Genomic DNA, 16,635 nt, shown 5'->3' on the forward strand with positions numbered 1-16,635 from the left:
GTCTGGCTGGCATTTCTGTGATCAAGGGTGATTGGCATTGAGAAGCGTCAAGGGGCATTTTCCGACCAGTGCGGTGCAGAAGTGCGCCGCTCTCCCAATCGCCAAGGAGACGTCAATGCCGCTTTACACCTCCAAATCTGTTCTGCTGGGTCTGACAGCCCTGTTTTCAGCAGTGTCCTTCACAGCTTCCGCTGACGAGATCACCACTTTCACCAAGGGTGGCGCAGCCATCGGCGGCACTGATCCCGTCGCTTATTTCACCGAAGGCAAGCCGGTTGCCGGTTCCGACGAATATACGTTCACCTATGATGACGTGACCTGGAAATTCTCTTCTGAAGAAAACCGCGACAAGTTTGCTGCTGAGCCTGCGAAATACGCCCCACAATACGGTGGTTTTTGCGCATTTGGTGCAGCCATGGGCTTCAAGGTGCCGGTCGTACCGGAAGCCTGGTCGATCGTCGACGGCAAGCTTTATTTGAACAACTCCCTGAAAGTTCAGGAGCGTTTCGAGCAGGATGTGCCTGGTCATATCAACAACGCAACTTTGAACTGGGAAATCATCAAGGACAAAAAGCCGGAAGAGCTGAAAGAGCCGATCATCCGCAATTGATCGCCTTTCTCCTGTTGCAAGAAAGCCCGCCAACCGGCGGGCTTTTTTGTTTCTGATTGCCTGACGGTGTGTCGAAGAAACTTAAACAGAAGCATCTTTAAACGGAGGTGGTTCGATGCTATTTCTTGAGTATGAAACTCAACTTAAAAAAGGTAGTCATGGCACTTCGACCAAAACGCCGTCCCAGGTTTCTGACTGTCAAGTCGGCAAGGTATCTGAGCCCTAACTTCATCAGGGTAACGTTTCAGGGACCCGAGCTTTCTGATTTCCCGTTGGGACACGAAGGCGCCAATTGCAAATTGGTTCTTCCGCGAGAAAACGAAAGCCGCGAGTCTTTCGAGAAACATTTTGGGGCCGAAAAAGCAGGCAAGAAGCTTCATCCGGTTCGAACTTATACGGTTCGTGCCTTCCGCAGCGATCAGTTGGAGTTGGATATCGACTTTGTTGCTCATGGTGACGACGGTCCTGCCACCAAGTGGGCGCAACAAGCCAGTGAAGGTTCCTTCCTGGGATTCTTCGGACCAAGCCAGCCCAAGATCACATCATTTTATGCTGACTGGTATCTTGTCGCCGCAGATCTTTCGGCAATGCCGGTGGCAGAAGCGACGCTGGAAATGCTACCTGCCGAAGCCAAGGGCGTTGCTCTTTTTGAAGTGCCTTCAAAAGACGACATCCGCAACTTGGAACTTCCTGCGGGAATTGAGGTTCACTGGCTGATTCAGGAGGACGTTCACAAGCCCTCCACCGCTCAGATCGATTTTGTCAGGGCGATGCATTGGCCGGAAGGAACTGTTCAAACTTGTATTGCCGGGGAAAGCTCGGTCATTCGGGCTTTGAGAGACTACCTCCATAATGAACGCCGGCTGCCAAAGGCTGATACCTATATTTCCGGCTACTGGAAGATTGGCCTGATTGAAGAGGAACACCAGAAAGCCAAACGAGCCGACGCTGCCTAACGCATCTACCTGCTGCCTGATATCGGTATCAGCGGCTTGCTGAAGCCAGTGCCGCACCGAAACCGACAAACAGGCCGCCGGTCACTCTGCGCACCCAACGAATGCGATTGGCCGAGGTCAGAAAGCGCCTCATGTGATCGCCGGCAAAGGCAATGACCGCGTGGTTGGCGAAGCACAGCAAGGCATAAGTAAAGGACAGGATTGTTGTCTCCAACAGACTGAAGCCTTCTGCCTGCATAAATTGCGGAAACAGCGCGGTGATAACGAGGATGGCCTTCGGATTGGTCACAGACACCAGCAATGCTTCAAGGAAGAGTTTTACCGGCTTCTTGCGTTTGGCCGGAACAGTGTCGTGTATCTGGAAACTTGACTTGTCCCATAAAATCTTCAGGCCGAGATAGATCAGGTAAGCCGCGCCAACGAATTTCAAAACTGTGAAGGCGAGGGCCGATGTGGCCATCAGAGCGCCGAACCCCAAGGCAACGGCATAGCCGATGACAACCAGGCCGACGGCGTTTCCCGCTGCGGACGCGAGAGTGGCGTTGCGGCCAAAGCGCAGCGTGTTGGAAATTGCCAGCATGACACCCGGGCCGGGACTTATGGCAGGTAGGAGAGAAACGGCAACAAACACGAGCCATAAATCAATCTTCATCAGTCAAGTTCCTCAAAAGGCAGGACCGCTATCCGCGGCAGGTGAGGAGAAAGTCAGGGTAGGAGGCGCCCGGTCTGAACCGCATTGGCCAGTAGGCTTTGGGCATATTCCCAAAGTCCGGGAAAAGGGGCAAGACGGGGCTCTTTGGTTTTTCGCAAGACAGCAGCAGAAATGGGTTCGTGGGTGGGGTCGTCAAGACCGGACGCGAACACAAGAACCATTGGATGAAGTGCATCCATGGCATTGGCGAATTTCGCTTCCCGCGTCTCGTTGGTTTCGAATTCGAGCCAAAGATTTCTGAACTCTTCGGCTTGACTATCAGGCAGCAGGGCAAACAACCTTTCGGACGCGCTATGCTCCCGGATCTTGATCGCATCCACATTGTCTTCCGTCACCCAATGATCTCCGGCGTCGATCTCAACGAGGTCATGCACCGTCAGCAGTTTGACAACATGGTCCAGGTTCGTGCCTTTGCCGGCGTGCTCGGCAAACGTCAATGTCTGAAGAATGACGTGCCAGCAGTGTTCTGCTGTCGTTTCCCGCCGGCTTCCGGAGGAAAGCTGATTTAGACGTACAATTTCCTTGAGTTTGTCTGCCTCCAACAGGAACGCGACCTGTCGCGCCAGCGTATCGGGCATTCAAAGTTCTCCCATCGATTTGCGGAACCTTCGAACGCTTTCTGCAAAACCAAAAATCAGGGCATCTGCCGTGAAACCATGTCCGATCGACATTTCGCGAATGAATGGTGTGCGTTCGATCAAAGCCGGAATGTTTTCAACGGTCAGATCGTGTCCCGCATTCACACCAAGCCCGCAGCCTTGTGCTGCTTCTGCCGTCAAGGCAATCTTTTCCAGCTCCTTTTGCGCGCGTGCGGGATCGTCGTAGCAAGCGCCGTAAGGACCGGTATAGATTTCAATCCGCTCCGCACCAAGGCGTGCTGCCTGTTCAGGAGTTGCGGGATCTGGGTCGCAGAAGAGTGAAACGGTGACTGTCCATTCTCTTGCGGCTGCAATCGCCGTCTCGAGTTCTCCCGTGTCCTTTGTAAAATCCCAGCCGTGATCCGAGGTCGATTGGCTTGGATCGTCAGGTACGAACAGAACTTGTTCGGGCCGTGCTTCCTCGACCAGTTGCATGAAGTCCGCGGAAGGATACCCTTCCAGGCAAAGCTCCTTGTTCGGGAAACGGTCTTCGATCAGTTCGGCCAGATCGAAGACATCCGTTTTCCGGATATGCCGTTCATCCGGTCGAGGGTGAACCGTAACGCCTTTGGCTCCGGCCTCCATGGCAATCGCGGCAAGTCCCGTAACGCTGGGCCACGGCAAATCCCTGCGATTTCGCAACATTGCGACGGCGTTGACATTGACTGAAAGGCGCGACACTGAAGACATGGTTCGTATTCCGTAAAACGCGGCTGCGATCTTACTTGAAGAGTTTAGGCTGTAATCGCAACATTGTTTCAAAAGTCATTGATGTCAAACAAGAAATTGTCTCTAAGGACAATGTTTCGAGACGCTTTGAAGTGCTGATTATTTAACAAATACAGACGCCGTAGCTGGACTATCCGCCCTCAGTTTTCGCAAATGCAGGTGAATAGCAACAAGGCAGATCGCCCAGACTGAAAAGGTCAGCGGAAAGCGGAAGGTCCAAAGGGGCATGTAGGCACCGATAAGCGTGCCGGGCCCAGGGAACAGGCACGTTCCTGCGAGGCCGCCGGCTAAAGAAGGAGCGAGCACGGCGGCAAAGACAGACAAATACCATCCATTTCGCCCCGGTCGTCCATACCAGCCGGAAAATACGAAGCCGGCACCCAATCCGCCGATGCCGCCCAAAACGACCGCCAGGAAAGGGTCGATGAGCATCGTTCCCTGAGGCTCTTCCTGTTTGAGCATCCAGGCAACAGAATAGGCGACCAGAAGGCCGGCGAGTGCGCACTCTGAAGCGCCGATCCAGCGCCGATTGTCGTGACGGAACCAGAGCCAGGGTTGAAACGTGTCTTCGGTCATATCTTGCTCCCAGTTGCAGACTGCAGGTCTGTCTATCGGGCAACCTTTGAGGCCCTTGGGAGAAAGTCGGCAGTTTTTCTGCATATGAGCGCAGCTGCCGAAAACGGTCTTCTGCAACTGATGTTGGAGGGTCAGCGCTGATCTGTTTTGGCCGGAGACAGCCAACCCTGGTAGTGAACGAGCTCTCCGAACCATGGCAGTGAGATCTTCACATCAAACCGGAAGCGACCGTCCAATTCATATTCACTGGCTTCGCTGACGGGAAGAAGCCACAAGGGCAGCGGTATGCCAAACACTGTGCCGCGAGAGACCGGGTAGCGAAGCTTTGTTCCGGTGCGCGTCAGGTCGATCTCAAATCGCATCGGTCCGAAGCGCTCGTAAACATGGCCTTGGCCCAATCGGTCTCTTGGCGACAGTACCGATCTGAAGATCTTTCCGCCAAAGTTGCGTTGCCAGACCTCTTTGCCACCGCGTCGTTCAATCGTCACTTCAACAGGCGTTCGGTCATGTGCTGGTGGAAACCCAATGATGTTGCAAAGGATATTGCCTACAAGGGAGCGTCCACGAGACACTTTGGCTTCACCTATCCAACGATGCCGATCAAACACCGTATGAAGTGCCTGAACTGACCCTGGCAAGGAATTGAATTCATTGCCCAACGCCCTTTGAAACACCGTTGGGCTTGGGTCGGCAGCGTTGAAACACCTAACCTCAAGTCCTGCAATGGCAGGTTCTATCTCGTTGAGTTTGATTTCACCAAGGCAGGCGCGCGCGCCCGGTACTACTTGCCTGTCCAACAGGCGTACACACAGAACTTCAGCGGCAATCGCGGGCACTTGAGGCCCGTCTCCTTTTTCTGCGATCAATGTCCAGCTTTTGCTGAGTGGAGCGCCTTGAGGATCGAGACCGGACAATTTGACCTCCATGCCGCCACGATCGGACCCGAAGGGCTTCAGGGTCTTCGCTGCAAGCTGGAGAGGCCGTGCCATTGGAACAAGAGAATTTATGAGTTTCAGCCGAACTCCCAAGGAAAGCAGCCAGAGCCCGAGATGCATGACGGAAAGTTCCAGTCCGGCACGAAACAGTACAGTCCCCGCCTCAAAATGCTTTGGAAAGAGCACAAGGTCGGGAGCGCCGATAAGAGAAGACCAACGGAGAGGAAGGCCGTCTTGCCCGGCGGGACCGATTTTCCGGCGAGACAGTCCTGACCAACCGGTGAAAGTTTCGATCTGTCCTGAACGGGTGACAACAAGCGGATGTCCTGCCTGTGCCAGGATTGCCTGAATGACGGAAAGTCCTCGTGGTGCCTTGTTACCTGGCAACAGTGTGGTTTCGATGAGGTCGAGCCGTGAAAACGCCGACCTCAAGGCGTCAACAGCTGAAGACGACAATGCAGGGACGCTTGAGACGCCGGAGAGCAAAACAAGCTCACGCTTCTTGGCGAGTTCATCGAGGCAAGATATGCCCATTGTAAATTCGGCGTCGTCGGAAAAATCGAGATAGTGGCTGCCTGCCTTGAGAGCGGCTTGGGCACCCCGATAGTCACCTTCCTGGTAGGATTGAAACGGACCAGCAGCATCGACAATCACAAAGGGCAACAGCCTTGCAAGACTGTCTTCAAAGTCCTCCGCAGAGCTGTCCAGCTGAACCGGTTTGCCACCATTTTTCCGACAAAAGGCTTCTGCCTTTGCAAGGCTCCGACCTGCGACAATGACATCAAACGTGTTTTTGCGCAGCAGAGCTGCGGCAAGTTTGCCGCCGAACACCCCATAGCCACCGAGAATGACGATCCTTTTTGGAGAGACGGTTTCAGTCAATCAGCCTGTCTTTCAACTCTTTTGAGGGAAGGGGGCATGCACGGCGTCCAAGACGATAGCGGTTTTGCGCAATCCGGTCATAAAGCCAGTTTCCAACACCGATGGGCAGAAAATCAAAAACAGTCAGCAGCTTCCAGGGCCATCCGATGCTGTGCATGGCTGCGGTGAACGAGGCCATCTTTGTGTAGGCTTGACCGTCGACTATGACGATATTCGTCTCCATGAGGTCGGCATCAAGGCCATATTTTTCGTAAAGTGAGCGGCCGGTTTCAGACTGCGCGTCAACGAACCTGAAATCCGCGGTTTTGTCGTGTCGTGCCATGAAACGCGCAAACCCGGAGCAGACCAGGCAGATACCGTCAAAAACGATCAGATTGCCTTGCGGCAGTTGCCCGGGAATGGTCTCGTCGGAGTGACTGCAAGATGTCATGTTGCCCCTTGAATGCAGGCTCTACGTCTCAGTGTGCTCAAGTTCGCTTGTGATTTCGATTTGGCACAACGCCGCAGCGTTTTTTCTCGCAAAACCCCACTTGCCTCCCATGCTTTTTCAGATTATTTGTAATGTAATAACATTACATATCGGTTGGAGAGGCCATGTTAGATAAACGCTTACCCGTCACCGTGCTGTCGGGATTTCTCGGCGCTGGAAAAACCACACTTCTCAATCGCGTACTCAACAATCGCGAAGGTCTCAAGGTTGCGGTCATCGTCAATGACATGTCCGAAGTCAATATCGACGCCGATCTTGTGCGTGCCGGCGGCTCAGAGCTTAGCCAGACCGAAGAGACCCTTGTTGAAATGTCTAACGGCTGCATTTGCTGCACATTGCGTGATGATCTTTTGATCGAAGTTCAGCGGTTGGCATCTGAGAACAAATTCGACTATCTCCTGATTGAATCGACGGGCATTTCAGAGCCTTTGCCGGTGGCGGCGACTTTCGAGTTTCGCGATGAAGCAGGGCAGAGCCTGTCTGATGTTGCCCGACTTGATACCATGGTTACGGTTGTCGATGCGGTCAATCTGCTGAACGATTTCTCAAGTCACGATTTTCTGCGCGACAGAGGCGAGGTCCTTGGAGACGAAGATGAACGCACACTCGTGCATCTTCTTACCGACCAGATAGAATTTGCAGATGTTGTTGTTCTCAACAAAGTCAGCGCCGCACGGCCGGAACAGGTTGATGCCGCCCGTAAGATCATCCGGAGCCTCAATGCAGACACCCGGATCCTTGAGGTGGATTATAGCGATATCCATCCCTCGGAAGTGCTCGATACAAAACTGTTCGACTTTCAAAAGGCGCACGAACACCCCTTATGGGCAAAGGAACTTTATGGGTTCGCGGAACATGTGCCAGAGACAGAAGAATACGGTGTCACATCCTTCGTCTACAGAGCCCGTCGTCCTTTCGATCCTGTGAAAATCCATAAGGTGCTCAATAGCCCGCTTGAAGGCGTCATCCGTGCCAAAGGGCATTTTTGGATCGCCACACGGCCGGAATGGGTCGCCGAGTTCTCACTGGCCGGGGCACTCTCCAGCGTGAGCCCGATCGGAACCTGGTGGGCATCCGTCCCGCCGAGCCAATGGCCTCAGGATCCGCGGGCGCAAGCCTATGCTCGGTCCAATTGGGTCGAGCCCTTTGGGGACCGGCGTCAGGAGTTGGTGTTTATCGGCTCCGGTATCGACTGGCCAACGATCAAGGAACGACTGGACCAATGTCTGCTTGACGAAAGTGCCGGTGATGATCTGAATTCATTCCAGCAATTGCCGGATCCCTTTCCGCGCTGGCGCCGGGTGGAAGAAGCAGCATGACTATCCTGGAAGCGATGGATGATACGCCCTATCGAGTGGCAAGCGATGTCATGAGTGGGCCTGAACCGGAGATCCTCGCAGATATCCATCTGCGCGGGGTGGCTGCGTCGATCTGGAACAGGACTTGCGAACCTGCATTTGTGGACTGGATTGACGGATTGCCGGTGGAAAGCCTGCCGGAGTTAAGGACGACCGTGCCGGTTCATTTGGCGGAAGCGGCTGCGATTGCCGCCTGCGAACAGGCAAAAATCCCATCAAGTTCTGAACGCGACATCTTGACCGGTGATATTGCCGCATTGGCAATGATGCTGAGCAAAACGCTGGACGTCCGACAGATGCGGATCCGCCTGGATGTATCAGACGAAATGATGTGCCCGAAATTTCATATGGACAATGTTCCGGCGCGTTTGCTTTGCACTTACCGGGGGCCCGGCACGGACTATGTCCCGCAGGAAGACCTGTCCGAACCGTCACGCATCAAAAGTGTGAAACGCGGCGCAGTCGCCCTTTTTCGTGGCAGTGCATGGTCCGGTGAGGAGCGAACTGGGCTTTTGCACCGATCTCCTGCTGTCGATGAAAGCGTAGGAGCAAGACTGCTTCTCGTGATCGATCCGATCGACTGAGATCGGCCCCGCCCATGCAGGCGGGGCCTCATCTGCTTTGCTTGTCAGACGCGGTTGAGCAACCTTGCTCTGATCGTGTTGGGCAGGCTGCGAATTTCTTCCAGGATTTCGACCGGCTGCTCGACCGGCGTGTCGACGTCCAGAACCACATAACCGATGTCCTGATGGGACTGCATGTGCTGAGAGAAGATGTTGAGGTTGTGCCGGGTAAAGAGGTCGTTCAAAGTTCTCATGGCTCCGGGTGCATTGTGGTGCACCTGAATGAAACGCGTCGCGTCCGAGCCTCTTGAGAGCTGCACCTGCGGGAAGGAAACCGCACCGATTGTGGAGCCGACATCTGAGTATTCCACCAGACGCTTGGAGACTTCTTCCCCAATCCGGTCCTGGGCTTCTTCTGTCGAACCGCCAACATGCGGGGTCAGAATGACATTGTTCAGGCCGCGCAGCGGAGAAATGAACTCATCCTTGTTGGATTTTGGCTCAACCGGGAAAACGTCAATCGCAGCGCCGGCCAGATGGCCTGACTTCAGAGCATCGGCAAGAGCGTCAATATCGATCACCTGACCACGGGCGTTGTTGATCAGGAATGCACCCTTTTTCATGGCAGCGATCTGTTCGGCCTTGAACATGTTGCGTGTACCGGGCGTATCGGGAACGTGAAGGGACACCACGTCCGATTCACCAAGCAGCGCATCCAGGCTATCGGTCGGTATGACGTTGCCATGCTGGAGTTTGTCGACCAGGTCGAAATAGATGACCCTGAGGCCCATGGCTTCAGCAAGGTTGGAAAGCTGTGTACCGATATTGCCGTAGCCGACGATCCCGAGCGTCTTGCCGCGAATTTCGTGGGATCCGACCGCGCTTTTCAGCCAGCGGCCTTCATGGGCTGCGGTCGATTTCGGGAAAACGCCACGCATCAGCATGACGATCTCGGCAATCGTCAGCTCCGCGACTGAACGGGTGTTGGAAAATGGGGCGTTGAAGACCGGTATGCCACGGTTCAACGTGGCAGAAAGATCAACCTGGTTGGTGCCAACCGAAAAACAACCGACGGCGACAAGGCTCTTGGCTGCCTCGAGAACGGCTTCAGTTACTTGCGTTCGAGAGCGAATACCGAGGATCTGGACACCCTGCAGCTTCTCGATAAGGGCATCCTGCTCCAGGGCCCCCGGCAGGACTTCCACATTGGTGTAGCCGTTCTTTTCAAGAACCGCGCGCGCTGTCGGCGAAATGCCTTCAAGCAGCAGCCAGCGGATCTGATTTTTCGGCCGGGAAAGACCATGAATCATGGGCGTTTTGCCTTCTCTTGTCCTGAAGTTGCCATGGGACCGAAGCAGCGTCTTCGATGGCATAAATTGCCGGTGTCGTATACGCGCTCGTTTGCGTCGCGTCTAGGTCGGCAAACGTCAATAAGAAGGATGTTCCGGACAAAATTCCAGCTTCAATTCGCCGGGGTCTCAAGGTCTGTGCGGAGCTTCGCCATCAACTCGACAGCGCTTTCGGCATATTCGCCGATCCAGCGGGCATAGATGTCTCTGATCGGCAGTACATTGAGATGATTCCAGCGTTCGCGCCCCTTGCGCTGAACGATGATGAGATCGGCAGCTTCCAGAACACGCATGTGCTGCATGACCGTGCAGCGATCCAGCTCAGGGAAGGCGGAACAGAGTGCACCTGTCGTTTGAGGGCCGCCTTTCAGAAGATCCAGCATCCGTCGTCTGCGTCTATCGGCCAGGGCCTTGAATATTCGGTCTGAATCATCGCTGCTTGACATGTTATAAAAATATAACATGATAGATCGTGTTGCAAGACACATGAAGGCGAGTTGCCATGTCTGTTGTTCAAATCGACCTTGCAAAAGAGTGCCAGGCACCTGCGGAGCACCTTTGGGACATTCTTGTAAGCCCGCGCCTCTGGTGGGGGGCGGGGGTTGTTCTGGACCCGGTTTCCGGCGGCAGGTTTTATGAGCCCTGGAAAGATGTAGCCGGTGAGCACCATACCCACGGGCGCGTTCTTGAGATCAAGGCGCCGAATTTCCTGTTGCTGAAATGGTGGGATGAAGACTGGTCATTTGAGACTGAAGTCAGCTTCCAGATCTCAGCTTTGAAGGCGGGGAGCCATATCAGGCTTGTTCACAGTGGGTGGCAAGCTGCGCCGGAAGCAGAGCAACGAGACTTGATAGCGGCGCACAGGCAAGGGTGGAGTTATCACCTTGAAAACCTGGTGACCTTTGCCGGCAAAAACTGAAGATGTGAAGCGAGGATAGAACCATGTTGTCGTTCAGCGTATCCGGCCGGATATCCAAACCGGTGTCTGAGGTTTTTGAAGCCATCGTCAATCCAGACCGTTTGTCAGGTTATTTCACCACCGGAGGCGCTGAAGGGCGCATGGAGCCCGGAGCAACCGTCCTATGGAGCTTTGCTGAATTTCCCGGTCAATTCCCGGTCAGGGTGAGCGAAGTCGTCAAAGATCGGAAAATTGTTCTTCACTGGGCGTCTGATGAACAGACAGACGGTGAGGACCAAGGCGAAACAACGGTTACCCTGGAACTCAGCGAACTTGATGATGGCAGGACGCTGATAAACATCAGCGAGGAAGGCTGGGGGGAAACTGCCAAAGGCAGCAAGGCTTCCTATGGAAATTGCGAGGGTTGGACGCAAATGCTGTGTTGTCTGAAAGCCTTTGTGGAGCACGGTATAAATCTGCGGGATGGATACTACGCGTAGCCCGCGTGTCGTCCGCGAAGGACAGCGTTAGCTGGTGACAGCAGGCGGAGTCAGGGTAGCGAGACGTTTCGCAACCGCGTCGATGTCGGCATCGTTGTACCCAAGACCGAGGTCTTCACGCATAAATCGGGAGAGGTCGCTTGAGGTTAAGATGGTGCGTGACGCCTTGACGCCGTTTGACGTATAGCCTGCAAGGCCATTTTGAAAGCTGATCCATCCGTCGTCGGTCAACCGGTAGAACTTGATGGAAGACGAAAAGGAAATCTCCGGCCATTTGGCGCAAAGATAGTTGGCAGCCTCCACATCGACCTGCTTGGGTGACACCCGGTCAAACCCATAAAGCGGCACCCAGCCTGCGGCGGTCTTTCGCTCCAGAACCTCTTCGTTTTCAGCGGTGTCAAACCGCATGCGGTAAGTCTGGTCCCGGACAGGCTGTTCCCCGCTTGTAGAGAGGTTGATCGGTTCTGCCGGTGCCTGGCCACCAAAGCCGGTATCCAGCAGCCAGTCGGCTCCATCCATTTCCACGATATGTGCCTGATGTGACCGAACACCGCCTTCCGCTGCGCCCATTCGAACCCGGGCAAGCACACGTTGACTGGGAAGGCCAAGAGCTGAAAGGGCCCTTGCGAGCAAGGCATTCAACTCAAAGCAATAGCCGCCTTTTCGATCCAACACGAGTTTTTGCCAGAGCGCGTCGTCGTCAAGATCCGGTACCTGCCCCAGAAAGGGCAGAACGTTTTCAAATGGAATGGAAGCGATCTGGGCCGCTTGAAGCTTCCGCAAGCCTTCAAGAGTGCGCGGGCACTCGGGAAGACCTATTCGGGCAAGATAGGTTGAAAGATCAAAGGGCATGAACAGTCCGAAAAAGAAACAGGCCAGCTGCATATAGGCAGCCGGCCTTTCTTCTTAAAGCTCTTGGATATTGGTGCCAGGGGTCAGAGCCCTTCTGGACCACGCTGAACAGCAGCAACACCTGTGCGGGAGACCTCAACCAGCCCAAGCGGTTTCATGATAGCGATGAACTGTTCGATCTTGGACGTGCGTCCGGTAATCTCGAAGACGAAATGATCCGTGGTCGCGTCGATCACGGTTGCCCGGAAGGCATCGCCGAGGCGCAGTGCTTCAAGCCGCTTGTCACCGTCACCAACGACTTTGACCAGCGCGAGCTCGCGTTCCAGGGGTTTGTCCTGGTTGGCCCGTCGGGCCCGCACCGTCAGGTCGGTTACCCGGTGAACAGGCACCAGACGATCGAGCTGATGACGGATCTGCTCGATGATCATCGGGGTGCCGGTGGTCACGATGGTGATCCGCGACAGGTGCTTCTCATGCTCGGTTTCCGACACGGTCAGACTGTCGATGTTGTAGCCCCGGCCGGAGAAGAGACCAATCACACGGGCGAGCACGCCCGGTTCGTTGTCGACGAGGAGCGATAGCGTGTGAGTTTCGATCTCATTGCTGACCTCCGCTAGGAAATAGGCGGAAGGCGCATCTACATTTTGTGCGTTCATGTTCAAAATTCCTTTGCCTGGTCGCCTTAGACGAGAGATTTGCCTTCAGCACTGATTGCGTTGGCAACTGCTTCGTCGTTGGCTTCGTCCGGCAGCAGCATTTCATTGTGAGCCTTGCCCGAGGGGATCATCGGGAAACAATTGGCGAGATTGGCGACGCGGCAGTCAAAAAGGACCGGTTTGTCGATTGCGATCATTTCTTCGATGGCACCGTCCAGATCAGCCGGTTTTTCCACCCGGAAACCGACACCGCCATAAGCTTCTGCCAACTTGACGAAGTCGGGCAGGCTGTCGGTATAGGAATGGGACAAGCGGTTGCCGTGCAGCAGTTGCTGCCACTGACGCACCATGCCCATATATTGGTTGTTCAGGATGAAGACCTTGACCGGCAGGCCGTATTGAACGGCAGTCGACATCTCCTGAATGTTCATCAGGATCGAGGCATCTCCGGCAATGTCCACGCAAAGTGCATCGCGATGGGCAACCTGAGCGCCAATGGCCGCAGGCAGACCGTAGCCCATGGTTCCAAGCCCGCCGGACGTGAGCCAGCGGTTCGGCTCTTCGAAGCCGTAAAACTGCGCCGCCCACATCTGGTGCTGACCGACCTCGGTGGAGATGAAGGTCTTGCGGTGCTTGGTCAGTTCATAAAGACGCTGGATCGCGTGCTGCGGCATGATCACGTCGGAATTGGGCTTATAGGCAAGTGAATTGCGCGCCCGCCACGCATCGATCTGCTCCCACCAGGCTTTCATCGCGCTTTCATCCGCCTTCAAGGACGAAGAGCGCCAGATGCGCACCAGATCCTCAAGCACATGACCGACGTCGCCAATGATCGGCAGATCGACATTGATGGTTTTGTTGATCGAAGAGGGGTCGATATCGATATGGATCTTGCGCGAGTTCGGCGAGAACGCATCGGTGCGCCCGGTGATGCGGTCATCGAAACGCGCGCCGATGCACACCATCAGGTCGCAGTCATGCATCGTCATGTTGGCTTCAAACGTGCCGTGCATGCCCAGCATGCCGAGCCAGTTGTCCCCGGAAGCCGGATAAGCACCCAAACCCATCAATGTCGATGTGATCGGGAAGCCGGTCAGCGAAACCAGTTCACGCAGCAGCTGGCAGGCTTGCGTTCCGGAGTTGATCACCCCGCCACCCGTATAAAGGATCGGTTTCTTCGCAGCTGCCATCAATTCGGCAGCATGGCGAATGCCTGCGGCGTCGCCCTTAACCTGCGGACGGTAGCTTTTGTGCGCAGCCGCGGGGTTTGGCGTCGGACCCTGATAGGTTCCGGTCGCAAACTGAACGTCTTTTGGGACATCGACAACAACCGGACCTGGACGGCCGGAAGTTGCGACATAAAAGGCCTCGTGCAGGATGCGCGGCAGGTCGTCGACGTTGCGCACCAGCCAATTGTGCTTGGTGCAGGGACGGGTGATGCCAACCGTGTCGCATTCCTGAAAGGCGTCGTTGCCAATCAGGTGGGTTGGGACCTGCCCGGAAATGCAGACGAGCGGAATACTGTCGAGCATGGCATCGGTCAGTGCGGTGACCATGTTGGTCGCGCCAGGGCCGGACGTGACCAGCGCAACACCTGGTTTGCCGGTGGAGCGGGCATATCCTTCGGCCGCGTGGCCGGCGCCCTGCTCGTGGCGCACAAGAATGTGCTCAAGGCCTTCCTGCTGAACGATCTCGTCATAGATGGGAAGCACTGCACCGCCCGGGTAGCCGAAGATCGTGTCAACTCCCTGGTCTTTCAGCGCCTGTATGACCATTTCGGCGCCGGTCATTTCCCGTGTCATTCGTTCTCGTCCTCAATTCAAGCACCTGAAACAGTCAGGTTTTGGCTCGTCAGTTCTTGTTGTTTCCTCATCCGCATGCAGCGTCAAAGGTCCGGTTGGGTCTTTTTGGAAGCGCTGTCAGGAGGGGGGTACAAAAAAAGGCCCCTTGGGGAGCCTTGGTCGCGCGCCATCCTGTCCGTCCGGGATTATCCCGCCGCGGAGGCGCGCTTTCCTACCACTACTAGAATGAGCGACATCATCATGTCGTCCCGGTCCTTTGATGCTTGCGGGCGTTTGAGGCCCGGTTTTGGACAGTGTGGCACATTTTCGTACCGCCTTGATCAATCGGCCTCTTTCAGCCTCTGGATCCATGACACAAGCCAGGCTGTCCGCCCGGTCTTGATGCGCTGCACCCTAGTGAGGCGGATTTGGCGGGTCAAGCCCCAATTTCGATTATTGCGCTAAAGATCGCAGATGTTTTTGAATGTTACGGCAAGCATCCGATCAGATTGCAATCTTTGCTCAAAGCACCCCGGAGCTTGATCCTGTCGTATCTCTGTCGTCCGTTCTTCAAAAAAGTGTCCCAAATTCCATTGCTTTGATGCAGCACGCCCTATATACAGCGCATCTCCTTGCGAACCGCATATGTGCGGTGAACGCGACGATGGGTGTGTAGCTCAGTTGGTAGAGCAGCTGACTCTTAATCAGCGGGTCTGGGGTTCGAGCCCCCACTCACCCACCAAGTCTTTCTTTTTGAAATAGAAGTGCTTTTCACGAGAATGCGCAATTTGTGCGCCGTGAACAAGGCGGGAATATGTGGATGCGTGTGAATTCGCACGATTCCTCATATTCTGTCTGATTTTTAGCTCCAAAAGCAAGGCGCTCAGTGTAAAGCGCATCTAAAGTGATTTGCCAATACCGCCAAAGATTGATCGCGAGTTGATTTGGGATCCTTTGTTTCGTGTAAATTGAAATTTCACTTTGCTAATGAGGAGCCTAGACGCAGATAACGCCCAAAAATATTGCACGTCAAAAGATCGGATGTTTTCGCCATGAGATTGGCATTGTTACTTTCTTCCTTGTTTTTTTCATCGGCTGCAATGGCGATAATGGATCCGGGGCCGCCGCCCTGGAATTGCAGCCCTCGCGCCGTTTGTAATGGCGACAATGTGTGTTTGACGGTCTTCGGCCCCCCAATGGATTTTGTCCTCCATAAAGTCGAGTTCGAAGAGAACAGTTTCGTTTTAGAGGGAATGCATGGTGATGAACGATTGGCGGCGATCTTTTCGTCAATCGAAGATGCTCAGTTCTTTGTCGAGACCAACCATTCGGACAATCGCTCCCCGATCATCCTCATTCCAGATGATACGGTTTCGGACGCCCACGGCTTTTACGTCTATTCCATAGGGTCTCGCGGTTCTGGTGAGCGTTTCGTCAGCGAGGAAAAGCTCCGTGTTGTCTGTAGCAGGATGCCGAAGAGATGAAACTGCCGCGTTTTTATGCAATTTGAGAAAGCGCAACTTAACAACGGAACCGATCTCGGTCCCGATCGAATAACTTCTTATAGAGAACGGTCCTTAGTTCAGAACAGCTGCAAAAAGTTTATTGGTGGTGTTTATGGGCCGATGGCCGATGCTGGCATGTTGACGCAGCCGCTTGATCCAGCTTCTGAGGTCAAGTCCTTTATGACGGCAAGTGGCATGGATCAGAAAGCCGCAACGGAAGCGCTCACCAACACGGAGGCGTTTGCAACTGGACTCGGCAATTAGCTTAAAGGCGTGCCGGAAAGCATGAAAGCTGATGTCCAGGCACTGCTGGTTTCCTTGACAGATACGGCGGCCGGGTATTTTCTGCTCCAAGGCCTTTCCGGTCGGCTGAACGAAAACGGGATCCGTGTCAGCGGCGAGGGCGGCAGTCAGGGGCAACTGACAGATGACGATGTCAAAAAACTGCATGCGGATCCTCGCATCGATCCGCGCAATCGCAGTCATCCCGATCCTGACAAACGCTATGATCCGGAGTTGCGCAAACGGTACGATGAAGCCTGCAATCGGAAGAAGTAGTACGCTTTCGATTGCTTCAAAAACTGCTATTTGACTGGATCTCTACCAGAAATTACATTTTTATAGTTATGACAGCAAAGTTCAACC

At 54.6% G+C, this 16,635-nt stretch carries 20 protein-coding genes and 1 tRNA gene; 10 read left to right on the plus strand and 11 right to left on the minus strand.

The window, feature by feature from the left end; all coding sequences use genetic code 11:
- Positions 1-115: 115 nt before the first annotated feature.
- Positions 116-610: a YHS domain-containing (seleno)protein gene (locus K1718_RS10265; RefSeq protein ID WP_152500837.1), complete on the plus strand. Its 495-nt coding sequence runs from the start codon at positions 116-118 to the stop codon at positions 608-610.
- A gap of 158 nt (positions 611-768) precedes the next feature.
- Positions 769-1,566 (plus strand): siderophore-interacting protein, encoded by a 798-nt coding sequence (locus K1718_RS10270; RefSeq protein WP_265684328.1) that lies wholly within the window; start codon positions 769-771, stop codon positions 1,564-1,566.
- A gap of 28 nt (positions 1,567-1,594) precedes the next feature.
- On the opposite strand, the gene K1718_RS10275 is transcribed toward K1718_RS10270, so the two are convergent.
- The 6 genes from K1718_RS10275 to K1718_RS10300 all read right to left on the minus strand — a co-directional run bounded on the left by K1718_RS10275 (position 1,595) and on the right by K1718_RS10300 (position 6,468).
- Positions 1,595-2,218, minus strand: a complete 624-nt coding sequence (locus K1718_RS10275; protein ID WP_265684330.1) for a LysE family translocator — start codon at positions 2,216-2,218, stop codon at positions 1,595-1,597.
- A 53-nt stretch (positions 2,219-2,271) separates the two neighbouring features.
- A complete protein-coding gene (locus tag K1718_RS10280) occupies positions 2,272-2,856 on the minus strand; it encodes an HD domain-containing protein (RefSeq protein WP_265684331.1) in 585 nt (194 codons plus the stop codon).
- A complete protein-coding gene (locus tag K1718_RS10285; RefSeq protein WP_265684332.1) occupies positions 2,857-3,606 on the minus strand; it encodes a pyridoxine 5'-phosphate synthase in 750 nt (249 codons plus the stop codon).
- A 138-nt stretch (positions 3,607-3,744) separates the two neighbouring features.
- Positions 3,745-4,221 carry a hypothetical protein gene (locus tag K1718_RS10290; protein ID WP_265684333.1) on the minus strand — a complete coding sequence of 159 codons (477 nt, stop codon included), beginning with the start codon at positions 4,219-4,221 and terminating at the stop codon, positions 3,745-3,747.
- A 131-nt stretch (positions 4,222-4,352) separates the two neighbouring features.
- A complete protein-coding gene (locus K1718_RS10295) occupies positions 4,353-6,038 on the minus strand; it encodes an SDR family oxidoreductase (RefSeq protein ID WP_265684334.1) in 1,686 nt (561 codons plus the stop codon).
- Positions 6,031-6,468 carry a thiol-disulfide oxidoreductase DCC family protein gene (locus K1718_RS10300; RefSeq protein WP_265684335.1) on the minus strand — a complete coding sequence of 146 codons (438 nt, stop codon included), beginning with the start codon at positions 6,466-6,468 and terminating at the stop codon, positions 6,031-6,033. The genes K1718_RS10295 and K1718_RS10300 overlap by 8 nt, the downstream gene beginning before the upstream one ends.
- Positions 6,469-6,632: 164 nt before the next feature.
- Here K1718_RS10300 and K1718_RS10305 point away from each other — a divergent pair, with 164 nt between their 5' ends.
- Positions 6,633-7,847 (plus strand): GTP-binding protein, encoded by a 1,215-nt coding sequence (locus K1718_RS10305; RefSeq protein ID WP_265684336.1) that lies wholly within the window; start codon positions 6,633-6,635, stop codon positions 7,845-7,847.
- On the plus strand, positions 7,844-8,470 hold the full coding sequence (locus K1718_RS10310; RefSeq protein WP_265684337.1) for a DUF1826 domain-containing protein: 627 nt from the start codon (positions 7,844-7,846) through the stop codon (positions 8,468-8,470). Before K1718_RS10305 ends, K1718_RS10310 begins: the two co-directional genes overlap by 4 nt.
- A 44-nt stretch (positions 8,471-8,514) precedes the next feature.
- On the opposite strand, the gene serA is transcribed toward K1718_RS10310, so the two are convergent.
- Together serA and K1718_RS10320 are read right to left on the minus strand one after the other, a co-directional pair.
- Complete coding sequence (gene serA, locus K1718_RS10315; RefSeq protein ID WP_152500847.1) at positions 8,515-9,759, minus strand: phosphoglycerate dehydrogenase; 1,245 nt, start codon at positions 9,757-9,759, stop codon at positions 8,515-8,517.
- 152 nt (positions 9,760-9,911) lie between these two features.
- A complete protein-coding gene (locus K1718_RS10320) occupies positions 9,912-10,244 on the minus strand; it encodes a helix-turn-helix domain-containing protein (protein ID WP_265684338.1) in 333 nt (110 codons plus the stop codon).
- A 56-nt stretch (positions 10,245-10,300) separates the two neighbouring features.
- Between K1718_RS10320 and K1718_RS10325 the strand changes: the two genes are divergently transcribed.
- Together K1718_RS10325 and K1718_RS10330 are read left to right on the plus strand one after the other, a co-directional pair.
- On the plus strand, positions 10,301-10,717 hold the full coding sequence (locus tag K1718_RS10325; protein ID WP_265684339.1) for an SRPBCC family protein: 417 nt from the start codon (positions 10,301-10,303) through the stop codon (positions 10,715-10,717).
- A gap of 23 nt (positions 10,718-10,740) precedes the next feature.
- Positions 10,741-11,196, plus strand: a complete 456-nt coding sequence (locus K1718_RS10330; protein WP_265684340.1) for an SRPBCC family protein — start codon at positions 10,741-10,743, stop codon at positions 11,194-11,196.
- Between the two features lie 27 nt (positions 11,197-11,223).
- Here the strand turns inward: K1718_RS10330 and K1718_RS10335 are convergent, their stop codons facing one another.
- The 3 genes from K1718_RS10335 to K1718_RS10345 all read right to left on the minus strand — a co-directional run bounded on the left by K1718_RS10335 (position 11,224) and on the right by K1718_RS10345 (position 14,506).
- Positions 11,224-12,048 (minus strand): arylamine N-acetyltransferase family protein, encoded by an 825-nt coding sequence (locus K1718_RS10335; protein WP_265684341.1) that lies wholly within the window; start codon positions 12,046-12,048, stop codon positions 11,224-11,226.
- Between the two features lie 83 nt (positions 12,049-12,131).
- Positions 12,132-12,704 (minus strand): acetolactate synthase small subunit, encoded by a 573-nt coding sequence (ilvN, locus tag K1718_RS10340; protein ID WP_152500852.1) that lies wholly within the window; start codon positions 12,702-12,704, stop codon positions 12,132-12,134.
- Between the two features lie 26 nt (positions 12,705-12,730).
- Entirely contained in the window at positions 12,731-14,506 is a 1,776-nt protein-coding gene (locus K1718_RS10345; RefSeq protein WP_152500853.1) for an acetolactate synthase 3 large subunit, read from the minus strand.
- Positions 14,507-15,151: 645 nt separating this feature from the next.
- On the opposite strand from K1718_RS10345, the gene K1718_RS10350 reads away from it, so the two are divergent.
- The 4 genes from K1718_RS10350 to K1718_RS10365 all read left to right on the plus strand — a co-directional run bounded on the left by K1718_RS10350 (position 15,152) and on the right by K1718_RS10365 (position 16,548).
- Positions 15,152-15,227, plus strand: a tRNA-Lys gene (locus K1718_RS10350).
- 310 nt (positions 15,228-15,537) lie between these two features.
- Positions 15,538-15,969, plus strand: coding sequence for a hypothetical protein (locus tag K1718_RS10355; protein ID WP_265684342.1), 432 nt, complete (start codon positions 15,538-15,540; stop codon positions 15,967-15,969).
- A gap of 15 nt (positions 15,970-15,984) precedes the next feature.
- Positions 15,985-16,254 (plus strand): hypothetical protein, encoded by a 270-nt coding sequence (locus K1718_RS10360; RefSeq protein ID WP_265684343.1) that lies wholly within the window; start codon positions 15,985-15,987, stop codon positions 16,252-16,254.
- A gap of 21 nt (positions 16,255-16,275) precedes the next feature.
- The gene (locus K1718_RS10365; RefSeq protein ID WP_265684344.1) at positions 16,276-16,548 is read left to right on the plus strand and encodes a hypothetical protein; all 273 of its coding nucleotides are present in this window, start codon (positions 16,276-16,278) and stop codon (positions 16,546-16,548) included.
- The last annotated feature ends 87 nt before the right edge of the window (positions 16,549-16,635 follow it).

It is taken from the genome of Roseibium porphyridii (assembly GCF_026191725.2).
In the GTDB taxonomy this organism is placed as follows: domain Bacteria; phylum Pseudomonadota; class Alphaproteobacteria; order Rhizobiales; family Stappiaceae; genus Roseibium; species Roseibium porphyridii.

What these genes read in the sequence shown, in the direction of transcription:
- K1718_RS10265 (WP_152500837.1), top strand. Translation starts at nt 116, where the DNA reads ATGCCGCTTTACACCTCCAAATCTGTTCTGCTGGGTCTGACAGCCCTG.
- K1718_RS10270 (WP_265684328.1), top strand. Translation starts at nt 769, where the DNA reads ATGGCACTTCGACCAAAACGCCGTCCCAGGTTTCTGACTGTCAAGTCG.
- K1718_RS10275 (WP_265684330.1), bottom strand. Translation starts at nt 2,218, where the DNA reads ATGAAGATTGATTTATGGCTCGTGTTTGTTGCCGTTTCTCTCCTACCT.
- K1718_RS10280 (WP_265684331.1), bottom strand. Translation starts at nt 2,856, where the DNA reads ATGCCCGATACGCTGGCGCGACAGGTCGCGTTCCTGTTGGAGGCAGAC.
- K1718_RS10285 (WP_265684332.1), bottom strand. Translation starts at nt 3,606, where the DNA reads ATGTCTTCAGTGTCGCGCCTTTCAGTCAATGTCAACGCCGTCGCAATG.
- K1718_RS10290 (WP_265684333.1), bottom strand. Translation starts at nt 4,221, where the DNA reads ATGACCGAAGACACGTTTCAACCCTGGCTCTGGTTCCGTCACGACAAT.
- K1718_RS10300 (WP_265684335.1), bottom strand. Translation starts at nt 6,468, where the DNA reads ATGACATCTTGCAGTCACTCCGACGAGACCATTCCCGGGCAACTGCCG.
- K1718_RS10305 (WP_265684336.1), top strand. Translation starts at nt 6,633, where the DNA reads ATGTTAGATAAACGCTTACCCGTCACCGTGCTGTCGGGATTTCTCGGC.
- K1718_RS10310 (WP_265684337.1), top strand. Translation starts at nt 7,844, where the DNA reads ATGACTATCCTGGAAGCGATGGATGATACGCCCTATCGAGTGGCAAGC.
- serA (WP_152500847.1), bottom strand. Translation starts at nt 9,759, where the DNA reads ATGATTCATGGTCTTTCCCGGCCGAAAAATCAGATCCGCTGGCTGCTG.
- K1718_RS10320 (WP_265684338.1), bottom strand. Translation starts at nt 10,244, where the DNA reads ATGTCAAGCAGCGATGATTCAGACCGAATATTCAAGGCCCTGGCCGAT.
- K1718_RS10325 (WP_265684339.1), top strand. Translation starts at nt 10,301, where the DNA reads ATGTCTGTTGTTCAAATCGACCTTGCAAAAGAGTGCCAGGCACCTGCG.
- K1718_RS10330 (WP_265684340.1), top strand. Translation starts at nt 10,741, where the DNA reads ATGTTGTCGTTCAGCGTATCCGGCCGGATATCCAAACCGGTGTCTGAG.
- K1718_RS10335 (WP_265684341.1), bottom strand. Translation starts at nt 12,048, where the DNA reads ATGCCCTTTGATCTTTCAACCTATCTTGCCCGAATAGGTCTTCCCGAG.
- ilvN (WP_152500852.1), bottom strand. Translation starts at nt 12,704, where the DNA reads ATGAACGCACAAAATGTAGATGCGCCTTCCGCCTATTTCCTAGCGGAG.
- K1718_RS10345 (WP_152500853.1), bottom strand. Translation starts at nt 14,506, where the DNA reads ATGACACGGGAAATGACCGGCGCCGAAATGGTCATACAGGCGCTGAAA.
- K1718_RS10355 (WP_265684342.1), top strand. Translation starts at nt 15,538, where the DNA reads ATGAGATTGGCATTGTTACTTTCTTCCTTGTTTTTTTCATCGGCTGCA.
- K1718_RS10360 (WP_265684343.1), top strand. Translation starts at nt 15,985, where the DNA reads ATGCAATTTGAGAAAGCGCAACTTAACAACGGAACCGATCTCGGTCCC.
- K1718_RS10365 (WP_265684344.1), top strand. Translation starts at nt 16,276, where the DNA reads ATGAAAGCTGATGTCCAGGCACTGCTGGTTTCCTTGACAGATACGGCG.